13 protein-coding genes are annotated in these 18,531 nt (G+C 70.7%); 5 read left to right on the forward strand and 8 right to left on the reverse strand.

The window, feature by feature from the left end; all coding sequences use genetic code 11:
- Window positions 1–17: 17 nt before the first annotated feature.
- The 4 genes from JMF97_RS17950 to glgX form a co-directional block, all read right to left on the reverse strand.
- Window positions 18–221, reverse strand: coding sequence for a DUF397 domain-containing protein (locus tag JMF97_RS17950; protein WP_203222602.1), 204 nt, complete (start codon window positions 219–221; stop codon window positions 18–20).
- 140 nt (window positions 222–361) lie between these two features.
- A complete protein-coding gene (treZ, locus tag JMF97_RS17955) occupies window positions 362–2,086 on the reverse strand; it encodes a malto-oligosyltrehalose trehalohydrolase (protein ID WP_203222603.1) in 1,725 nt (574 codons plus the stop codon).
- A 16-nt stretch (window positions 2,087–2,102) separates the two neighbouring features.
- Window positions 2,103–4,394, reverse strand: coding sequence for a malto-oligosyltrehalose synthase (gene treY / locus JMF97_RS17960; protein WP_203222604.1), 2,292 nt, complete (start codon window positions 4,392–4,394; stop codon window positions 2,103–2,105).
- Between the two features lies 1 nt (window position 4,395).
- Window positions 4,396–6,513 carry a glycogen debranching protein GlgX gene (gene glgX, locus JMF97_RS17965; protein ID WP_203222605.1) on the reverse strand — a complete coding sequence of 706 codons (2,118 nt, stop codon included), beginning with the start codon at window positions 6,511–6,513 and terminating at the stop codon, window positions 4,396–4,398.
- A 393-nt stretch (window positions 6,514–6,906) separates the two neighbouring features.
- On the opposite strand from glgX, the gene JMF97_RS17970 reads away from it, so the two are divergent.
- From JMF97_RS17970 to JMF97_RS17985, 4 genes are all read left to right on the forward strand, one after another.
- Window positions 6,907–8,310, forward strand: a complete 1,404-nt coding sequence (locus JMF97_RS17970; RefSeq protein WP_203222606.1) for a glycosyltransferase family 4 protein — start codon at window positions 6,907–6,909, stop codon at window positions 8,308–8,310.
- Window positions 8,311–8,886: 576 nt separating this feature from the next.
- A complete protein-coding gene (locus JMF97_RS17975) occupies window positions 8,887–9,543 on the forward strand; it encodes a response regulator transcription factor (protein ID WP_203222607.1) in 657 nt (218 codons plus the stop codon).
- A 131-nt stretch (window positions 9,544–9,674) separates the two neighbouring features.
- Window positions 9,675–11,837 (forward strand): M14 family metallopeptidase, encoded by a 2,163-nt coding sequence (locus JMF97_RS17980; protein ID WP_238359582.1) that lies wholly within the window; start codon window positions 9,675–9,677, stop codon window positions 11,835–11,837.
- An 88-nt stretch (window positions 11,838–11,925) separates the two neighbouring features.
- On the forward strand, window positions 11,926–12,594 hold the full coding sequence (locus tag JMF97_RS17985) for a fasciclin domain-containing protein (RefSeq protein WP_203222608.1): 669 nt from the start codon (window positions 11,926–11,928) through the stop codon (window positions 12,592–12,594).
- Between the two features lie 141 nt (window positions 12,595–12,735).
- On the opposite strand, the gene JMF97_RS17990 is transcribed toward JMF97_RS17985, so the two are convergent.
- The 4 genes from JMF97_RS17990 to JMF97_RS18005 form a co-directional block, all read right to left on the reverse strand.
- Window positions 12,736–14,019 (reverse strand): citrate synthase, encoded by a 1,284-nt coding sequence (locus tag JMF97_RS17990; RefSeq protein ID WP_203222609.1) that lies wholly within the window; start codon window positions 14,017–14,019, stop codon window positions 12,736–12,738.
- A gap of 214 nt (window positions 14,020–14,233) precedes the next feature.
- On the reverse strand, window positions 14,234–16,267 hold the full coding sequence (locus JMF97_RS17995) for a sulfatase-like hydrolase/transferase (protein WP_203222610.1): 2,034 nt from the start codon (window positions 16,265–16,267) through the stop codon (window positions 14,234–14,236).
- Entirely contained in the window at window positions 16,260–17,780 is a 1,521-nt protein-coding gene (locus JMF97_RS18000) for a class I SAM-dependent methyltransferase (RefSeq protein WP_238359583.1), read from the reverse strand. Before JMF97_RS18000 ends, JMF97_RS17995 begins: the two co-directional genes overlap by 8 nt.
- Before the next feature lie 6 nt (window positions 17,781–17,786).
- Window positions 17,787–17,936 (reverse strand): hypothetical protein, encoded by a 150-nt coding sequence (locus JMF97_RS18005; protein ID WP_013734425.1) that lies wholly within the window; start codon window positions 17,934–17,936, stop codon window positions 17,787–17,789.
- A gap of 180 nt (window positions 17,937–18,116) precedes the next feature.
- Here JMF97_RS18005 and JMF97_RS18010 point away from each other — a divergent pair, with 180 nt between their 5' ends.
- The gene (locus JMF97_RS18010; RefSeq protein WP_203222611.1) at window positions 18,117–18,521 is read left to right on the forward strand and encodes a VOC family protein; all 405 of its coding nucleotides are present in this window, start codon (window positions 18,117–18,119) and stop codon (window positions 18,519–18,521) included.
- The last annotated feature ends 10 nt before the right edge of the window (window positions 18,522–18,531 follow it).

Raw genomic sequence — 18,531 nt, forward strand, 5'->3', positions numbered from 1 at the left:
CCCCCCGAAGGGCAAGGTCATCTGCGTGTCGCCCGGAAGCCGAGGACGAAGTTCCACCAAGCCGGACGGTCGAAGGCAAGGACATCGCCGCCCTTCGGGTCCTTCGAGTCCCTCACCAGGATATGCGTCGGCGCAGCCGCCACCTCGACACACTCCTGGGTCAAGGTGCTACGACTGCTCTTGATCCAGACGACTTCGGAGTCGATCCAGCGATCAGTCATGTGTCGAACCTCCACGCGCTTTTGTGTCACCGGGCCATCGCCCTGCTCAACGGGAACGCGAGAAGCGAAATCGGACCAGTTGTGCGATCGGACCAGTTGTGCGAGAGGTACCTTGCTCCCCACTCCCGCCGACGACTCCGTCACAGCGCCACGATGGCTGCGGTTTCCGCTGGTAGGTCGATGCGGTCGCGGGTCACCGTGACCCCCTCGGCCGTGGTCAGCAGGACCCGTCGGGCCACCCCCGGCAACGTCACCCGTTGCGGCTTGTCGGCGAGGTTCGCCGCCACCAGGCACCCACCACGGCGCATCACCAGGAACCGGTCACCGTGCCGCACCTCGACCGCGAACAGGTGCGGATCCGACAGCTCCGGCCGGGACTTCCGTAGCGCGATCAGCCGCCGGTAGAAGTCGTACATCGTCCGGTGTTCGGGTTTGTCCAGCTCGGCCCAGTCCAACCGAGAGCGTACGAACGTCTGCCGGTCCTGCGGGTCGGGCACCGCCGAGGCGGACCAGCCGTGGCTGGCGAACTCCTGACGGCGACCCACCACCACGGCGGTGGCCAGCTCGGGCTCGGGATGCGAGGTGAAGTACTGCCAGGGGGTGCTGGCGGCCCACTCCTCCCCCATGAACAGCATCGGGGTGAAGGGCGAGGCCATCAGCAGGACGGCGCCGACCCGGAGCATGGCGGGCGACAGCGACGCCGAGAGGCGATCACCGACCGCGCGGTTGCCGATCTGGTCGTGATTCTGCAGGTACGCCACGAAGCGGTGGCCGGGGGTGCGCGGGTCGACCGGGCGGCCGTGTTGGCGGTTGCGGAAGCTCGACCAGGTGCCGGTGTGGAAGAAGGCGCCGGTCAGCACCTCGGCGAGGCATTCCATGGTGCCGAAGTCGCCGTAGTAGCCCTGCCGTTCGCCGGTGAGCAGGGTGTGCAGGGCGTGGTGGGCGTCGTCGTTCCACTGGGCCTGCAGGCCGTAGCCACCGGCCTCGCGTGGGCTGATCAGCCGGGGGTCGTTGAGGTCGGATTCGGCGATCAGCGACAGCGGGCGGCTCAGGTGCACCGACAGACTCTCGACCTCGACGGCGATCTCTTCCAGCAGGTGCACCGCGCGGGTGTCGGGCATGGCGTGCACGGCGTCCAGGCGCAGGCCGTCGACGTGGTAGTCGCGCAGCCACATCAGCACGCTGTCGAGGATGAAGCGGCGTACCCCGTCGGAGTGCGGGCCGTCGAGGTTGACGGCCTGTCCCCAGGGGGTGGTGCGGTCGCTGAGGTACGGCGCGAAGCGCGGCGCGTAGGCCCCGGAGGGCCCGAAATGGTTGTAGACGACGTCGAGGATCACCCCCAGACCTTTGGCGTGGGCCGCGTCGACCAGCCGTTTCAGCCCGTCCGGGCCGCCGTACGGTTCGTGCGGGGCGAACCAGCAGACGCCGTCGTACCCCCAGTTGTGTTCGCCGTTGAAGGCGTTGACCGGCAGCAGCTCGATCATGTCGACGCCGAGGTCGACCAGGTGGTCGAGCTTGTCGATCGCGGCGTCGAAGGTGCCTTCGGGGGTGAAGGTGCCGACGTGCAGTTCGTAGAGGATGCTGCCGGGCAGTTGCCGGCCGGTCCAGGCGCCGTCGGTCCAGGTGAAGGCCGAATGGTCGTAGACGCGGCTGACGCCGTGCACCCCGAAGGGCTGCCAGCGGGAGCGGGGGTCGGGCAACGCCTGGTCGTCGTCGTCGTCCAGCAGGTACGCGTAGTCGGAGCCGGCGGCGGGGACCTCGACGCGCCACCAGCCGCCCCGGCCGGCTCTCATCTCGTGGTCGGCGTCGGGCAGGCGCAGCCGTACCCGTTTCGCCTCGGGCGCCCAGACCGTGAATTCGGACATGACGCAGCCTCCCGGGTCAGGTGGTGGGCACCAGCAGAGCGACGGGATATGTGGCCAACAGGTCCGCGAGTCGGACCCGTCCATCACTGTAGACCTGACCGGTGAACAGGCACGACATCTGATTAACGGGCAATGACAGGGTGGTGTCGCGCCAGCCGCCCTCGGCGGCCAGCCGCAGTGGCAGGCGGGTGGCGACGGCCACCGCGCCGCCCCGGTCGAAGGCGACGGCGTGGCGGGCGGCCGGGCCGTGCACGAGCATCGGCTGGTAGTCGCCGAAGAGCTCCGGGCGGTTCCGGCGGGCCCGCAGGGTGTGGGACACCACGAGCAGCTTGGCCGCGCCGGTGTCGTCCACCGCCGGCTGCCAGCCGGCGTCGAGCCGGGCCAGCAGTTCCCGGCGTACGCCGAAGTCGACCGGGCGGCGGTTGTCCGGGTCGACCAGGGAGTTGTCCCACAGCTCGGTGCCCTGGTAGGTGTCCGGCACGCCGGGCATGGCGAGCTGGATCAGCTTCTGGCCGAGCGAGTTGGACCAGCCGGCCGGGGTGATCTCGGTGGCGAAGGCGGCCAGCTCCGACGAGACGGTCGGGTCGTCGTACATGGCGTCGACGAGGGCGTGCATGGCCTGTTCGAAGGCCGGGTCGGGGTCGGTCCAGCTGGTCGAGGCCGCGGCCTCCCGGGCGGCTTTCTCGGCGTACGCGTGCAGGCGCTCACGCTCGACGGGCCAGGCGCCGACGGCGGTCTGCCACAGCAGGTGCGCCAGGGCGGCGTCGGGCAGCGGCACGGCCGCCATCCAGCCGGTGACCAGCTGCGCCCAGCGTTGCGGCAGTTCGGCGAGGACGGCAAGGCGGGCGCGGACGTCCTCACCACGTTTGGTGTCGTGGGTGGACAGGGTGGTCATGCTTGTCGGCCAGCGGTCGTGCCGGGCGACGGCGAAGCGGTGGAACCGGCCGGGCAGGGTGCCGAAGTGGGCGGGGCTGCCGCCGACCTCGTTGAGGGCGACGAACCGGCTCCACCGGTAGTAGGCGGTGTCCTCCACCCCCTTGGCCATCACCGCGCCGGTGAACTGCGGGAAGCGGCGGGCCAGTTCGTCGTCGGGGTCGCGCAGTCGCCGGGTGACCGCGTCCAGCGCGCCGGTCAGGTCGGTGCGGCGGCGGCCGGCTTCGGCGCGGGCGTTGGCCAGGTGGCGTACCCCGTCGGGCGGGTAGCCGCGGTAGACCGGGAACGCGGCGGCCAACTCGGCCAGGGCGGCGCGGGCGGCGTCGGCGTCCACCTCGGGGGCGAGGGCGGCCAGTCGGGTCAGCTCGGCGGCGAGCAGTCGGGTGGCGGCGCCGAGTTTGGTGTCGTGGGTCAGGTCGGCCCAGGAGGTGGCCCGGCCGGTCAGCCGGGTGTCCAGGGCGGTGAAGTCGGCTTCGGCGTCCCCGTCGACGAAGAGTCCGCAGACCGCCGCGAGGGCGTCGTAGCCGGTGGTGCCGTCGACCGGCCAGGCGGGCAGTTCCTCGCCGTACTCCAGGATCTTCTCCACGATCAGCCACGCGTCGGGCGCGGCGTCGCGGAGCCGGGCCAGGTAGCCGGCCGGGTCGCGCAGCCCGTCGGGGTGATCGACCCGGATGCCGTCGATCTCGCCGGCCGCCGCCCAGGCCAGGATCAGCTCGTGGGTGGCGGCGAACACCGCCGGATCCTCCACCCGCAGCCCGGCCAGGCTCGCCACGGCGAAGAACCGGCGGTACGTCAGCTCGGTGTCGCCGCGCCGCCAGCAGACCAGTTCGTAGTGCTGCCGGTCGTGCACCTCGCGAGGGCTGCCGTCGCCGGTGCCGTCGGCGATCGGGAAGCGGTGCTCGTGGTAGCGCAGTTCCCCGTCGACGATCGTGAGGTCGTCCAGCGCGTCGGGGCTCTCGGCCAGCACCGGCAGCAGCAGTCGGCCCCGTTCCCAGTCGATGTCGAACCAGTCCGCGTACGCCGAGTCGCGCCCCCGGCGCAGCACGTCCCACCAGGCCGGGTTGGCGGCCGGTACGGCAATCCCGGCGTGGTTGGGCACGATGTCCACGACCAGCCCGAGCCCGACCGACCGCAGCGCCCGCAGCAGCCGCTGCCGGGCGGGTTCGCCGCCGAGTTCCGGGTTGACCTGACGGTGGTCGACCACGTCGTAGCCGTGGGTGCTGCCCGGCGCGGCGGTCAGCAGCGGCGCGCTGTAGAGGTGGGTGACGCCGAGGTCGGCGAGGTAGCCGGCGAGACCGGCGGTGGCGTCCAGGTCGAAGTCGGGGCGTACCTGCACCCGGTAGGTGGCGCCGACCGGTCGAGGGGTGTCGGTCATGTCAGGCGACCCTCTCCAGCACCACCAGGGACCGGTCCGGTACGCAGACCGTGCCGCCGGCCTCGACGGTGGTGCCCTTGTCCTGGTCAGGTTCGGCGGTGCTGATCACCAACTCCCAGCGCTGACCGAACTCGGCCGGCGGTGGGGTGAAGTCCAGTGGTGCGTCGTGGGCGTTGAAGCAGAGCCAGAAGGAGGCGTCGTGGTGGCGTTGGCCGTACTGGCCGCGTTCGCGGATGCCGTCGCCGTTGACGAACAGCGCCACCGAGCGGCCGAAGTCGTTGCCCCAGTCCTCGCCGGTCATCTCCCGCCCGTCGGGGGTGTACCAGGCCAGGTCGGGCAGGGGTTCGTCGGCTCCCCGGCCGCGGACCGGCAGGCCGGTGAAGAAGCGGCGGCGTTGGAACACCTGGTGCTGGCGGCGGAACGCGACCAGCCGGCGGGTGAAGTCGAGCAGCTCGTCATCGACGTTGTCCCAGTCGACCCAGGCCAGTTCGCTGTCCTGGCAGTAGGCGTTGTTGTTGCCGCGTTGGGTGCGGCCCAACTCGTCGCCGTGGCCGATCATCGGTACGCCCTGGGAGAGCAGCAGGGTGGCGATGAAGTTGCGCCGTTGCCTGGCGCGCAGGGCCAGCACCCCGGGGTCGTCGGTGTCGCCCTCGACGCCGCAGTTCCAGGACCGGTTGTGGCTCTCCCCGTCCCGGTTGTCCTCGCCGTTGGCCTCGTTGTGCTTGTCGTTGTACGACACCAGGTCGGCCAGGGTGAACCCGTCGTGGCAGGTGACGAAGTTGATGCTGTGGAAGGGGCGACGCCCGTCGTCCTGGTACAGGTCGGCGGAGCCGCAGATGCGGGAGGCGAACTCGGCCAGGGTGGCCGGTTCGCCGCGCCAGAAGTCGCGGACGGTGTCGCGGTACTTGCCGTTCCACTCGGTCCACAGCGGCGGGAAGTTGCCCACCTGGTAGCCGCCGGGGCCGACGTCCCACGGCTCGGCGATCAGCTTGACCCGGCTGACCACCGGGTCCTGCTGCACCACCTCGAAGAAGGTGGAGAGCCGGTCCACCTCGTAGAACTCGCGGGCCAGGGTGGCGGCCAGGTCGAAGCGGAACCCGTCGACGTGCATCTCGGTGACCCAGTACCGCAGCGAATCCATGATGAGTTGCAGCGAGTGCGGGTTGCGCACGTTGAGGCTGTTGCCGGTGCCGGTGTAGTCGACGTAGTGCCGCCGGTCGGACTCGCTGAGCCGGTAGTAGCTGGGGTTGTCGACGCCCTTGAAGCTCAGCGTCGGGCCGAGGTGGTTGCCCTCGGCGGTGTGGTTGTAGACCACGTCGAGGATGACCTCGATGCCGGCGGCGTGCAGCGCCTTGACCATGCCCCGGAACTCCTGCACCTGCTGGCCCAGGTGGCCGAGGGCGGAGTAGCCGTGGTGCGGGGCGAAGAAGCCGATGGTGTTGTAGCCCCAGTAGTTGCGCAGCCCCAGGTCGGCCAGGCGGTGGTCGTGAACGAACTCATGGACCGGCATCAACTCGATGGCGGTGATGCCGAGCCGGGTCAGGTGGTCGATCATCGGGGGTGAGGCGATGCCGGCGTACGTGCCACGCAACTCCTCCGGGATGCCGGGCAGTCGCATGGTCAGGCCGCGCACGTGCGCCTCGTAGATGACCGAGCGGTGGTACGGGATGCGCGGCGGCGCGTCGTTGCCCCAGTCGAAGTACGGGTTCACCACCACCGACTTCGGCATGAACGGCGCCGAGTCGGTCTCGCTCATCCGCTCCGGCTCACCGAGGGTGTAGTCGTAGACCGCCGGATCCCACCGCACGTCGGAGTCGATCGCCTTGGCGTACGGGTCGATGAGCAGCTTGTGCGGGTTGCAGCGCAACCCGTTCGCCGGGTCGTACGGGCCGTGCACCCGGTAGCCGTACCGCTGTCCCGGTCCGACCCCCGGGATGTAGGCGTGCCAGACGTACGCGTCGACCTCGCGCAACTCGACCCGGCGCTCATGGCCGACGTCCCACTCGTCGAAGAGGCAGAGCTCGATGCGCTGGGCCACCTCGGAGAAGATCGCGAAATTGGTGCCCATCCCGTCGTACGTCGCACCGAGGGGGAACCGCTCGCCCGGCCAGACCTGCATGTCGCTCCTTCGGCAAGAATCATGAGCGCGCCCGCATCATGAGCGCACCGTCCGGGGGCCGGGCGGATGCGCGCGGCGGTAATGCCCCGCACGGTCCGCCACCAATCCATCCGATCGGATGAATGCCTGGTATCCGCCCGACTGACCTCGAGTGAATTCGTACGTGCCGTCAGTCACTGTGACCGTCCTCAAGGTGCGGAATCGGCCGTGATGACGTTTCCTTGTTGCGGGCAGACGTCCATGCGCCGGTGATCGTCCCGATCCGCTGGCGCCTGGTCGCGCATGCCTCGATCCTCGCACCGCCGGACGCGTCCGCGCGTGTCCGAAACCCAACCTTGTTCCTTCGCCGTCATCGACGCCGGCGCGTTCCTTCCTGCACGGACGGAGACTGATGTGACGACCCTGCGGGTCGGCGGGCGTACCGCCACCGCCACGGACCGGACCCACCGGCCCACCCTCACCTCGCGAGCCCAGATCCCGGCGCAGCCCGGCCCGGCCACCCCGCCGCGCCGCCACCGCATCCTGATGCTGTCCTGGGAGTTCCCGCCGGTGCTCGTGGGTGGCCTCGGCCGGCACGTGCACGCCCTGTCGGTGGCGCTGGTCGCCGCGGGCCACGAGGTCACCGTCGTCACCCGTCATGCCGAGGGCGCGCCGCTGGAGGAGTACGTCGACGGGGTGCGGGTCGTCCGCGCCGCCGAGGACCCGGTGACCTTCCCGCTGGCCACCGAGAGCCTGCTGGCCTGGACGATGGCGTTCAACCACACCCTCACCCGTGCCGCCCTGCGCGCCGTCTCCACCGGCGGGTACGACGTCATCCACGCCCACGACTGGCTGGTCGCGCACACCGCGATGACCCTGCGCGAGCACCTCGACCTGCCGCTGGTCAGCACCATCCACGCCACCGAGGCGGGCCGGCACCAGGGTTGGCTGCCCGAGGAGATGAACCGCACCATCCACGGTGTCGAGCAGTGGATCAGCACCGAGTCGACCCGGGTGGTGGTCTGCTCCGGCTACATGCGCGACGAGGTGACCGGCCTGTTCGGCGTGCCGGCCGGTCGCGTCGACGTGGTGCCCAACGGGGTGGAGCCGCACCGCTGGCGGGTGCCGGCGAGCGCGGTGGCGCAGGCCCGGGCCCGGTTCGCCGGGGACGGTCCACTGGTCACCTTCGCCGGTCGACTGGTGTACGAGAAGGGTGTGCAGCATCTGCTCGCCGGGTTGCCCCGGCTGCGGGAGCGGCACCCGGGTCTGCGTGCGGTGATCGTCGGCGACGGCCCGTACCGTGGCGAGTTGGAGGCCGACGTGCACCGGCTCGGTCTGGCCGGCACGGTCAGCCTGCCCGGCTTCCTCGGCGGCACGGACCTGCCGGCGGTGATGGCCGCCTCGGACTGCTTCGCGGTGCCCAGCATCTACGAGCCGTTCGGCATGGTCGCCCTGGAGGGTGCCGCCGCCGGTGCGCCGCTCGCGGTCGCCGAGACCGGCGGGCTCGCCGAGATCGTCGAGTCCGGTGTCACCGGAGTGACCTTCCGTCCACACGACCCGGAGGCGTTGACCGACGCGGTGCACACCCTGCTCGCCGACACCGAGCACGCCCGGGCACTGGCCCGACGCGCCCGCGCGATGGTGCACGAGCAGTACGGCTGGGCGGCCATCGCCAGCCGCACCGCGTCCGCGTACGCCTCGGCGATCGCCCAGGCCCCCACCGTGGCGGCCGAACGCGCGGCCCAGCAGATGGCGCACGGCCGGCCACGGCTCACCGTGCCGGAGGGCAACCTCCTCGCCGCCGCCGGCCTGCGCTGACCACCACCGCCACCTGTTCGCAGATGGCCCCGCCGAACGCCCCCCGGTCCGCGATGTCGACACCTCGCGTCGCGGACCGCGGCGTCGGACGGTGGTGTCGCAGAGTGTGGGATCGCGGGGCCGTGGTGTCACGGACAGAGATGTGGCGTTGCGTGACCGATGCGGTCATCAGCGACTATTGCCCCGCCGCCCTTTGCTCTGCTTCAACCCACGCAATAGCGCCTGAGCTGGGCGGATCCGGCGGGCGCGCGAAACAGCCGCACAGCGTCCCGCACGGTGAGTGACTGTTGCGTGGGTTGAAGCAGAGCAAAGGGGACAGTGCACGGACGGCCGGGCGGTGGAGCTGTCACGGGGGGTGACGACCGTGGGCTGGGCGGTGGTGGATCGGGTCGAGAGGTGTCGTTACGCCAGGCGCGCACGGTAGCCACAGGATGACCGTCCGCAGTGTCCGGGCGCCGCCAGGGCCGTTCGGGTAGCCGTTTCTAGCGTTACGATCTTGTATCCGCACTGGTCAACGCACGTTCACATCCGACAGACTCGCGTACATCCAGCGGGGGCGGGTCGAGGAGGATGTAGGTGCGGGTGCTCCTGGTGGAAGACGATCTGCGTGTGTCGGCGGGGCTCGCCTCGGCGCTGCGACGACGGGGGCACGAGGTGGTGCAGGCGCTCACGGCGGCCGAGGCGGCCGAGGCCGAGCCGGTCGACCTCATTCTGCTGGACATGAACCTGCCGGACCGCGACGGTCTGGAGGTGTGCCGGCGGATCCGCCAGCACAACGAGGAGGTCGCCATCATCGCGGTGACCGCCCGCGCGGAGGAGCACGACCGGGTGGCGGGGTTGCGCGCCGGTGCCGACGACTACGTGGTGAAGCCGTTCTCGATGGTCGAGTTGCAGGCCCGTATCGATGCGGTGATGCGGCGGACCGGCCGTGCGGTGCGGGCGACGACGGCTCTTCAGATCGGGCCGTTGCGCATCGACGTCGACGCCCGCCGGGTCTGGATCTACGAGCGGGAGGTCGCCCTGTCCCGCAAGGAGTTCGACCTGCTGGTGGCGTTGGCCCGGCAGGCGGGGACGGTGGTGCCCCGGGACCGGTTGCAGTTGGAGGTGTGGCACACCACCTGGGCGACCCGGCACAACCTCGACGTCCACGTCGCGGCGTTGCGCGGCAAGTTGGAGAACCCCCGACTGGTGGAGACCGTACGCGGAGTGGGATATCGATTGCGGGTCGACTGAGCCGGCGGTCAGAGCCGGAATGTGAGGTGAACCTCAGATGATCCTCAAGAATCCCAGCTGCCGGCCCCGCGCCCAGTCCGCGGCGGGTGTGCTGTCTGACACCCAGCCATACCTCCTGTTTGGAGATCCCTTTGAGATACAGACGGACAAAGGCCGGTGTCTTCTCCAGCCTACTTGCCGCCATCCTCGCGGTGACGGCGCTGCCGGCGCTGGCATACGGGAAGCCGGCCGCCACCGCGCTGCAGATGCAGGCGGAGCCGAACCAGGTTCAGAACGTGACGGTGGTCCAGGGTGACGGGTACGCGACCCTGGCCTGGACGCACGTCGACGGCGCCACCGACTACCAGATCGAGCGGACGCCCGTCGCGGAGGACGGCACCCCCACCGGCAACGGCGTGATCGTCGGTGTCTGGCGACCGAACCGCCAGATCAACAACGACAAGCCGACCTTTGCCGACGCCGGCTTCGCTCCCGGTGACCGCTTCCAGTGGCGGGTCCGGGCGCGGTTCGGCACCGAGGCGCAGCCGTACTCGGCCGCCGTCGCCGGTGTCACCAAGCCGCACTGGGGCGACCCGAACCTCCCGGGTCAGAGCCTGCGTACGCAGTGGGAGCAGACGCTGGGTGCCCAGTACACCAGCGACGTCAACGAGTACGCGTACACCGCGGCCGTCGACGAGCTGAGCGACCGGGTCCGCGTGACGGAGATCGGCCGTACCGTCAACAACCGGCCGATCAACATGCTCATCATCGGCTACCCGAAGGCGCCGGCGACCCCGGACGCGGTGGCCGCGACGAACCCGCTGGTCGTCAACTGCAACGTGCACGGCAACGAGCCCGGTGACCGTGAGGCGTGCCTCATCATGGCCCGCCAGCTGGCCTTCACCAGCGACCCGGCCACCCTCGACATGCTGTCGAAGACCACCATGCTGATCGTGCCGACCCTCAACGGGGACGGCCGGGCGGCCAACAGCCGGGGCAACTCCACCGGCCAGGACCTCAACCGGGACCACTCGCTGATCCGTCAGCCGGAGACCCAGGCCTTCATGGCGATGGTCCGCGACTACCGGCCGATCGCCGGTTACGACGGCCACGAGTACGGCAACAGCAACACCGGTGACCTGCCGATGCTGTCGCCGCGGCACGCGAACGTGGCGCAGGGCATCTTCGACCAGTCGCAGGACATGATCGAAGGCCACATGTACACCCAGGGCGCCAAGGACGGCTGGTGGGCCTGCCCGTACGGCTGCACCCCGGGCGCCAACGTCGGTCTGGGGCAGGAGACGATCCTGCGCAACACCCTCGGCCTGAAGAACGTGGTCAACTCTCTGCTGGAGCTGCGCAGCTCCGGTGGCCCGACCCGGCCGAACGAGAGCAACACCGCCAACAACCGTCGTCGTAAGACCTACTCGGGTCTGTGGACGTTCAACCAGTTCCTCCAATACCACGTGGCGAACCTCGACAAGGTCACCAAGGCGCGCGCCGAGGCGATCAAGTTCCAGTCCGCCAACACCGGACAGATCGTTCTCGAGGGCTCCCGGGAGATCAAGGCGTACCCCGCCCCGCACCCGGGTGAGGCTCCGCCGCCGGTCGACGCGCCGCGCGAGGAGAACATCATCAAGCACGCGCCGTGTGCGTACAAGCTCACCGAGGAGCAGTACAACGGTGCGCGGACCGACGGTCCGGGTGGCCAGGGCGCCACGGTGGCCCAGCGGCTCGCCGCTCACGGCTGGAAGGTCATCAAGACCGCCGACGGTTACATCGTTCCGCTGTCCCAGCCGGAGCGGGGTCTGGTGCCGCTGCTGCTCGACGAGCAGGCCGTCGCCGGCCTGGTCGCCGGTGAGCGGATCATGCCGACCGTGACCGGTACCCGCAAGGGTGCGCTGACGGTCTCCGGTGTCACCTGCATCGCCGACGCCACCGTGCGGGGCGCGATCACGGTGAAGCGGGGCGCCACGCTGATCGCCACCGGCAGCACGATCAACGGTCTGGTCCACGCCGACCGCGCGGCCGGGTTCGTGCTGACCGACAGCAAGGTCAACGCGATGGTCAACGTGCTCAACACCAACGGTCCGGTCATCATGGTCGGCAACAAGATCAGCGGCCCGGTGCTGCTGCACGGCACCAAGGCCAGCGGCCCGGCCAACGTGGCCAACGGCGTCGTCGGAGCGCCGCTGGTGGCGGGCAACACCCTCACCGGTCTGCTCACCTGCACCAGCAACGAGGTCAAGCCGGCGAACCTGGAGGTCCCCAACACGGTTCGGGGCCTCAAGATCGGCCAGTGCGCTCGCCTCTGAGCCGCTGACCTGAACCGGTAACAGACGTACCGGCAGGCCGGATCCGCGCCCGGCCTGCCGGTACACCAAGTGCGGAGTGGAGAACACCGTGACCGACGTCTTCCTCGACACCATGAGGCCGACACCACGGCGGGTCCGACGGGCCGGCCCGGCCGCAGGGCTGGCTCTGGCCACGCTGCTGGCGGTCACGGGGTGCACCGGTGGCGACGCGACGGACGTCGACGGGATCACGCCCGTCGCGTTCACCGTCACCGGTCCACTCTGCGCGGAGCTGCCGGCGGGCACCGAGCCGGGAAACCCGGAGTCGCTCGCCGGCATGCCCGCCGATCAGGCCGTGCAGTGGATTCCCGTGCTGACCACCTTCGACGCGGCGGTCCGGGCCACGGGCCTGGCCGGTGAGCTGACCGGGGTGACCGTCCTGGCGCCCACCGACGACGCGTTCGCCGAGAAGTTCTCCCGGACCAACCTCGACGAGCTGCTGCTGCACGACACCGACGAACTACGTGAGTTGCTGCGCGAACATCTGCTGACCGCGCCGATGTCGGTCGCCGAGATGGTCGCCGCCGGCACGGTGAAGACCGTCGCCGAGGGCGAACTCACCGTCACCGCTCAGGGGCCGGTTGCCCGGTTCGGCAACGAGGCCGAGACGGTGTGCGCCGACTACCAGGCGACCAACGCCCGCATCCACGTCATCGACCACGTCCTCGGCTCGCTGCCCACCACGGCCGGCGGCGAGGACGACCATCCGTACCACTAGCCCGCGGGGCACAACCCCCTCCTCGCGGACCACGACGGCCGCCGACCCCGAATCCGGGGCGGCGGCCGTCCGTGTTGTTCGCGTGTTAAGAAGGGGCCCCTCCTCTACGCCAGGCGTTAAGAAGGGGCCCTTCCTTACGGGTCAGCGCTTCTCGAGCGGGAGGTAGTCGCGCTCGGTGGCACCGGTGTAGATCTGCCGCGGCCGACCGATCTTGGTCTCCGGGTCGTTGATCATCTCGCGCCACTGTGCGATCCAGCCGGGCAGCCGGCCCAGGGCGAACAGCACGGTGAACATCTTCGTCGGGAAGCCCATGGCCTTGTAGATCAGGCCGGTGTAGAAGTCCACGTTCGGGTAGAGCCGCCGGGAGACGAAGAAGTCGTCGGCGAGGGCGATCTCCTCCAGCTCCATGGCGATGTCCAGCAGCGGGTCGGGCTTGGCCATCCGGCCGAGAACGTCCTGGGCCGCCTTCTTCACGATCGCGGCACGCGGGTCGTAGTTCTTGTAGACCCGGTGGCCGAAGCCCATCAGCTTGACGCCGTCCTGCTTGTCCTTGACCTTGCGGACGAAGGACTGCACGTCGCCACCGCTGGCCTGGATCCGCTCCAGCATCTCCAGCACCGCCTGGTTGGCGCCGCCGTGCAGCGGGCCGAACAGGGCGTTCACGCCGGCGGAGACCGAGGCGAACAGGTTGGCGTTGCTGGAACCCACCAGCCGTACGGTCGACGTGGAGCAGTTCTGCTCGTGGTCGGCGTGCAGGACGAAGAGCATGTCCAGCACCCGGGCCATCACCGGGTCCACCTCGTACGGCTCCGCCGGCACGCCGAACGTCATCCGCAGGAAGTTCTCCACGTAGCCCAGCGAGTTGTCCGGGTACAGCAGCGGCTGACCGATGGACTTCTTGTAGGCGTACGAGGCGATGGTCGGGACCTTCGCCATCAGCCGGACCGTGGACATCTCCACGTGCTGGGCGTCGAACGGGTCCAGGCTGTCCTGGTAGAACGTGGAGATGGCGCTCACCGCCGAGGAGAGCACCGCCATCGGGTGCGCGTCCCGGGGGAAGCCGTCGAAGAACCGGCGCATCTCCTCGTGCAGCAGCGAGTGCCGACGGATCCGCTCACTGAACTCGGTCAGCTGCTCGCTGGTCGGCAGCTCACCGTAGATCAGCAGGTAGGAGACCTCCAGGAAGGAGCTCTTCTCGGCCAGCTGCTCGATCGGGTAACCCCGGTAACGCAGGATGCCCGCGTCCCCGTCGATGTAGGTGATCGCGGACGAGCAGGCGGCCGTGTTGACGAAACCGGGGTCGTACGTCGTGAGTCCGGTTTCCTTCAGGAGCTTGCCGACACCGATGCCGGCGGGGCCCTCGACCGCGGAATGTACCGGCATCGACAGCTGCCCGCCGGGGTGATCGAGCTTGACTTCCGTCATGTGTTCCTCGCTTCGCCGGCAGATCTACGTTGAATTGCCTTCGCTTCTACCGTAATTGCGGTTGCGACAACACCGCCCGCCGTGGTTCTGCGGTGAGGTATGCGTCACCCGATTCCCGACCAGGCGGCGGGGAAACCCCGACGATCAGGACGCATAGGCACGGAGAGCGCACGGAGCGTGGAAGTTCCCGGTCGAAACGGGACTGTGCGGCGACTCAGGAGATGGTGAGCTGACGCAGGCCGCCGGCCGGCTCGACCAGGTACAGGTCGAGGCGGTTCGCGCCGGCCCGGAAGAACCGGTCGTCGGCGATCAGGGCGGCGAAACGCCGTCCTGCCGGGTCGGGGGCGACCACCGGCACCACCGAGGCGACGGTGCCGTTGACGGCTACCGCCAGCAGCGTGCCGTCGGGGACCTGTTCGGGCAGGGTGCCCCAGATCAGTGCCGGGAGTTGGCCGCTGTCCGGGTCGACGGCCCGGAAGCCGTCCTGGCCGCCGATGCGGACGGTGCCGCCGGGCGCAGCGTCCGCCACGGCGGTGCCGACCAGCGGATGCAGGGCCGGCGATGGCAGTGGATCGGGCACGCCGCCACCGATCGGGGTCGGTTCGGCAGGCCGGTCGTAGAACACCTTGCCCGGCTCGGTGCGCGGCGCCTGACGGGCGGAGCGGCCGTCGACCCGCCACGGCAGCGAGATGGCGGCCTCGTCGGCGATGGTGGGCAGCAGGTCGACGTGCTCCCAGTTGCGGTCGTCGACCCGGCCGGCGCGTTGTCCCGGCGTCTTGACGAAGGTCGGCACCCAGGCCACCTCGTCGGCAGCGGCCCGGATGGCGTCCATCCCCCGGCCCTGCGCGCCCTTGGTGAAGCTGACCCCGTGATCGGCGGTGACCACCACCAGCGCCTGGTCCCACAGGCCGGTCTCGCGCAGCGTCCGCAGCGTCTCGCCGATCAGCCGGTCGGTGTAGCCGAGCTGTGCCAGGTGACGGGCGCGGGCCAGGTCCACCCAGCCGTCGCCCTCGTTGGGGAACTCCTCCGGCGCCTCGTAGCGCGCCCCGGAGGGCAGGTACGCCCACGGCGAGTGCGGCATCAGCAGGTGCAGGAAGTGCAGCGTCGGTCGAGGTGCGGGGGTCAGGCCGTTGAGGAAGCTGGTGAACCGGGCCGGCTGGTTGACGTTCAGGCTGTCCCAGCGGAACTTCGGGTCGTCCGGCACCGGCTCGGCGGCGTCGATGCCCGCCTCCTCGGCGGTGCGTTCCCGGTAGGAGTTCTCCGGATCGATCCGACTGTCCTGCGGCGCGGTCACCTGGCGCAGCAGCTGGCCGGTCTCGCGTACCAGGACGCCGAGCCCCTGCTCCGGCATGACCGGCTGCTCGCAGCGGCTGGGCGGGCACAGCCGGGTGATGCTCTCCTCGGCGCGGATGTCGTACAGGCCGCCGAAGGCGGTGAACAGGTTGTCCGGGTAGTGCGAGTAGTGCGGGGCGTACGGCTGCGCCGGGTAGCGACCGGTCAACATGGCCGGCAGCGCGTAGGGCGTCCAGCCGCTCACCCCGGTCGCGTTGCGGTACCAGGTGGAGGCGGCGGCCAGCTCGGCGAAGTGCGGGAACCGCTGCGCGTCGATGCCGCCGTCCGGGCCGAGCAGGGAGACCAGCGGCAGCTCGTCGAGGACCAGCAGGACCACCGGCGGATGCCGGTTGCCGGTGGCGGTGCCGGCCGCGCCGCCGTCACCGCGGGGCAGCACCACCGGCGCGGTCGGCGAGGCGAACAGGAACAACCCGACGAAGATCAGCGGACCGACGCCGGCCACCCGCAGCACCCGGCCCGCCGCCCGCCAGCGCCGATGGGCGTACGCCCCGACGGCGCCGGCCACTCCGGCCACCAGCAGCAGCGGTACGCCCCGCAGCGGTGTGAGCTGCCGACCGACCTGCACGGCCAACGCGGCGACCAGCAGGCCCACCAGCAGGGTGTGCGTACCCGCCCGCACGGTCGGCCCGAGCAGCCCGCTGGCCAGCCCGAGCAACCCGACCGCCACCGTCGGCAGCACCGCGACCAGGGCCACCAGCAGCAGGATCTCCCGGCGGTCGGCGCGGTGGAACAGGAAGAAGTCCGGACTGCGCCCGAGCACGTCCAGCAGCGGCTGGGTGATCACGAGGCCGAGCAGCGCCGCCACCTCCAGCAGTCGACCCACCTCGGCCCGCCAGCCGCCCCACCCCCACCGCCAGCGACGCGTCCGCTGCGCGGTGCCGGGCCGGTCAGCCACCCAGGGCCACCCGGTACAGCGTCCGGCTGCCCGACGGCAGCTCCAGCCGATCCTCGACGGTGCCGCGCGCGGCGAGCAGCGCCTCGAAGGCGTCCCGCCGGTAGTCCGGGAACAGCCCGTCGGGCTTGTTGGCCAGCAGGCGGCGGGCCATCGGGTCCTCGGGGTGGACGAACTCCACCACCAGCCGGCCGCCCGGGGCGGCCAGGGCGGTGAGGCAGGCCAGCACCTCGGGCAGCGGAACGTTGCGACCGATCGCCAGGTGGTGCACCAGCGCCAGGGCCAGGACGGTGTCCGCGCCCGTGCGGGCGGCGAAGGAGGCCCGTTCGGTCCCGCGCCAACCGCCGCCGGGTGACGGGTCGGCCAGGTCCATCACCAGCGGCAGCACCCGCCGCTCGCCCTCGCCCCGCAGGGCGCGGTAGAGCCGGTCCACGACCGCCGGATCCTGTTCCACCGCGACGACGTAGTCGGCGTGCGCGGCGGCCAGTCGGGCGTACCGGCCGTCGTTGGCACCCAGGTCGAGCACGAGTCGCCGCTGGGCGGCGCTGGTCAGCGCGGCGGTGACGAAGCGTTCCTTGGTCGACCGGTCGGCCTCGGAGTAGCCGCAGGTGCGCTGGTAGTCCACCCAGTGGCTGGTCGGTGGCTGATGGTCCAGGCGCCGGACCAGCTTCTCCATCCCGCGTACGGTGGCCAGCGCCAGCTCGCGGCTGTAGCCGGCGTCGCGCAGCTGGGCGCGTACGTCGGTGGTGGTGCGGGCGGCGTTGCGCCGTTGCACGCTGCCGTGCAGGTGGACGTGGGTCAACACGCCCGGCAGCAGGCGGCGTACGCCCCGGAAGAGGCGGCCCATCTGGTCCGGTTCGATGCCGTCGACCTGCGAGCGCAGCCACGGGCGGAAGTCGACCCCGAGGTGGGCGTTGAGCAGCAGCGGGTAGAGCAGTGTCTGACAGAACTGCCGGTAGCCGGCCCACGGCTCGCCCTCACGCAGCGGGGCGAACGACCCCACGTCGATGAAGACCGGCTCGGTCCCCCGCCACTGCAGGTTGTACGCCGAGCCGTCCTTGGTGGTGAAGCCCGCCGGCAGGGCCTCCCGGAGGATCTCCAGGTGCAGCAGCGCGGCGTCGCGCAGCATCGTGAACGACCACTCGTACGGGTGGGACACGAACGGGATGCGGTCGTGCCGCAGCACCGCCGCCCACCGCTGCGGTGCCGTGGCCGCCGGCATCTCCTCGGTGCCGCAGACCTTGCCGGCGGCCATCAGCGGCGGGAAGAAGTCACTGCCGGCCAGGGCCCGCCAGTGCGCCGCCGCGGTCTCGTCGAGCGCCCGCAGCACGTCCTGGCCGGCGTAGAGGACCCGGTTGGCCGGATCGCGGAACGAGCCGGGCTCGGCGCGTAGGTCGGTGCCGAGCGCAGCGCTCAGGTCACTGCCGGGCTCGGCGGGCAGGTCGGGGCCGGGCAGGTCCGGGCGGGTGGAGGGGGTGCCGGGCGGTGCGGGGTGGCGCAGGTGCGGGATCGCCATGCCAGGTCAGCTCTGGTCGGTGGGCTGGCGGCGGAACCGGCTGACCAGTCTGCGCCAGTAGAGCTTGGCTGCGACCGCGACGCCAGCGACCCCGCCGACCACCGCCTGCACGATCAGGCTGCCGGATCCCGCGTCCAGGTAGGCCAAGTGGTTCACCGACCGCTCCTTTCCCTCGCCGTGTCGAACCCCGACTTCACCACAATAAATCTCATATTTAGGGTCTAGCCGGACTTCTGCCACCGTACGCCGATCTTCGGCGTCCTGTCGGGCACAACGCCCACATCTGGCGTCCGTTTCGTTCAAGACGGTGGCCGACGATCGTCGTAGCCTGCGGCCATGACCCCAGAACTCGACCTCATCGGCATGGTCAGCACGGACCTGGCCCGCACCGTCGCCTTCTACCGTCGGCTCGGCATCGACATCCCGCCGGACGCGGAACGCGAACCGCACGTGGAGGTACGGCTGCCCAACGGTCTGCGGCTGGCCTGGGACGACGTCGCCACGATCCGTTCCTTCGACCCGGACTGGACCCCACCGGTGGGTGGCGCGCGCACCGCGCTGGCCTTCCGCTGCGCCGACCCGGCCGAGGTGGACCGGTGGTACGCCGAACTCACCGCGGCGGGTGGTCAAGGTCACCGGCCGCCCTGGGACGCGGTATGGGGGCAGCGCTACGCCGTCGTGCACGACCCGGACGGCAACGCCGTCGACCTCTTCGCCCCGCTGCCGCCTGCCGAGTCCTGAACCCCGCCGG

It is taken from the genome of Micromonospora fiedleri (assembly GCF_016774385.1).
GTDB lineage: Bacteria > Actinomycetota > Actinomycetes > Mycobacteriales > Micromonosporaceae > Micromonospora > Micromonospora gifhornensis.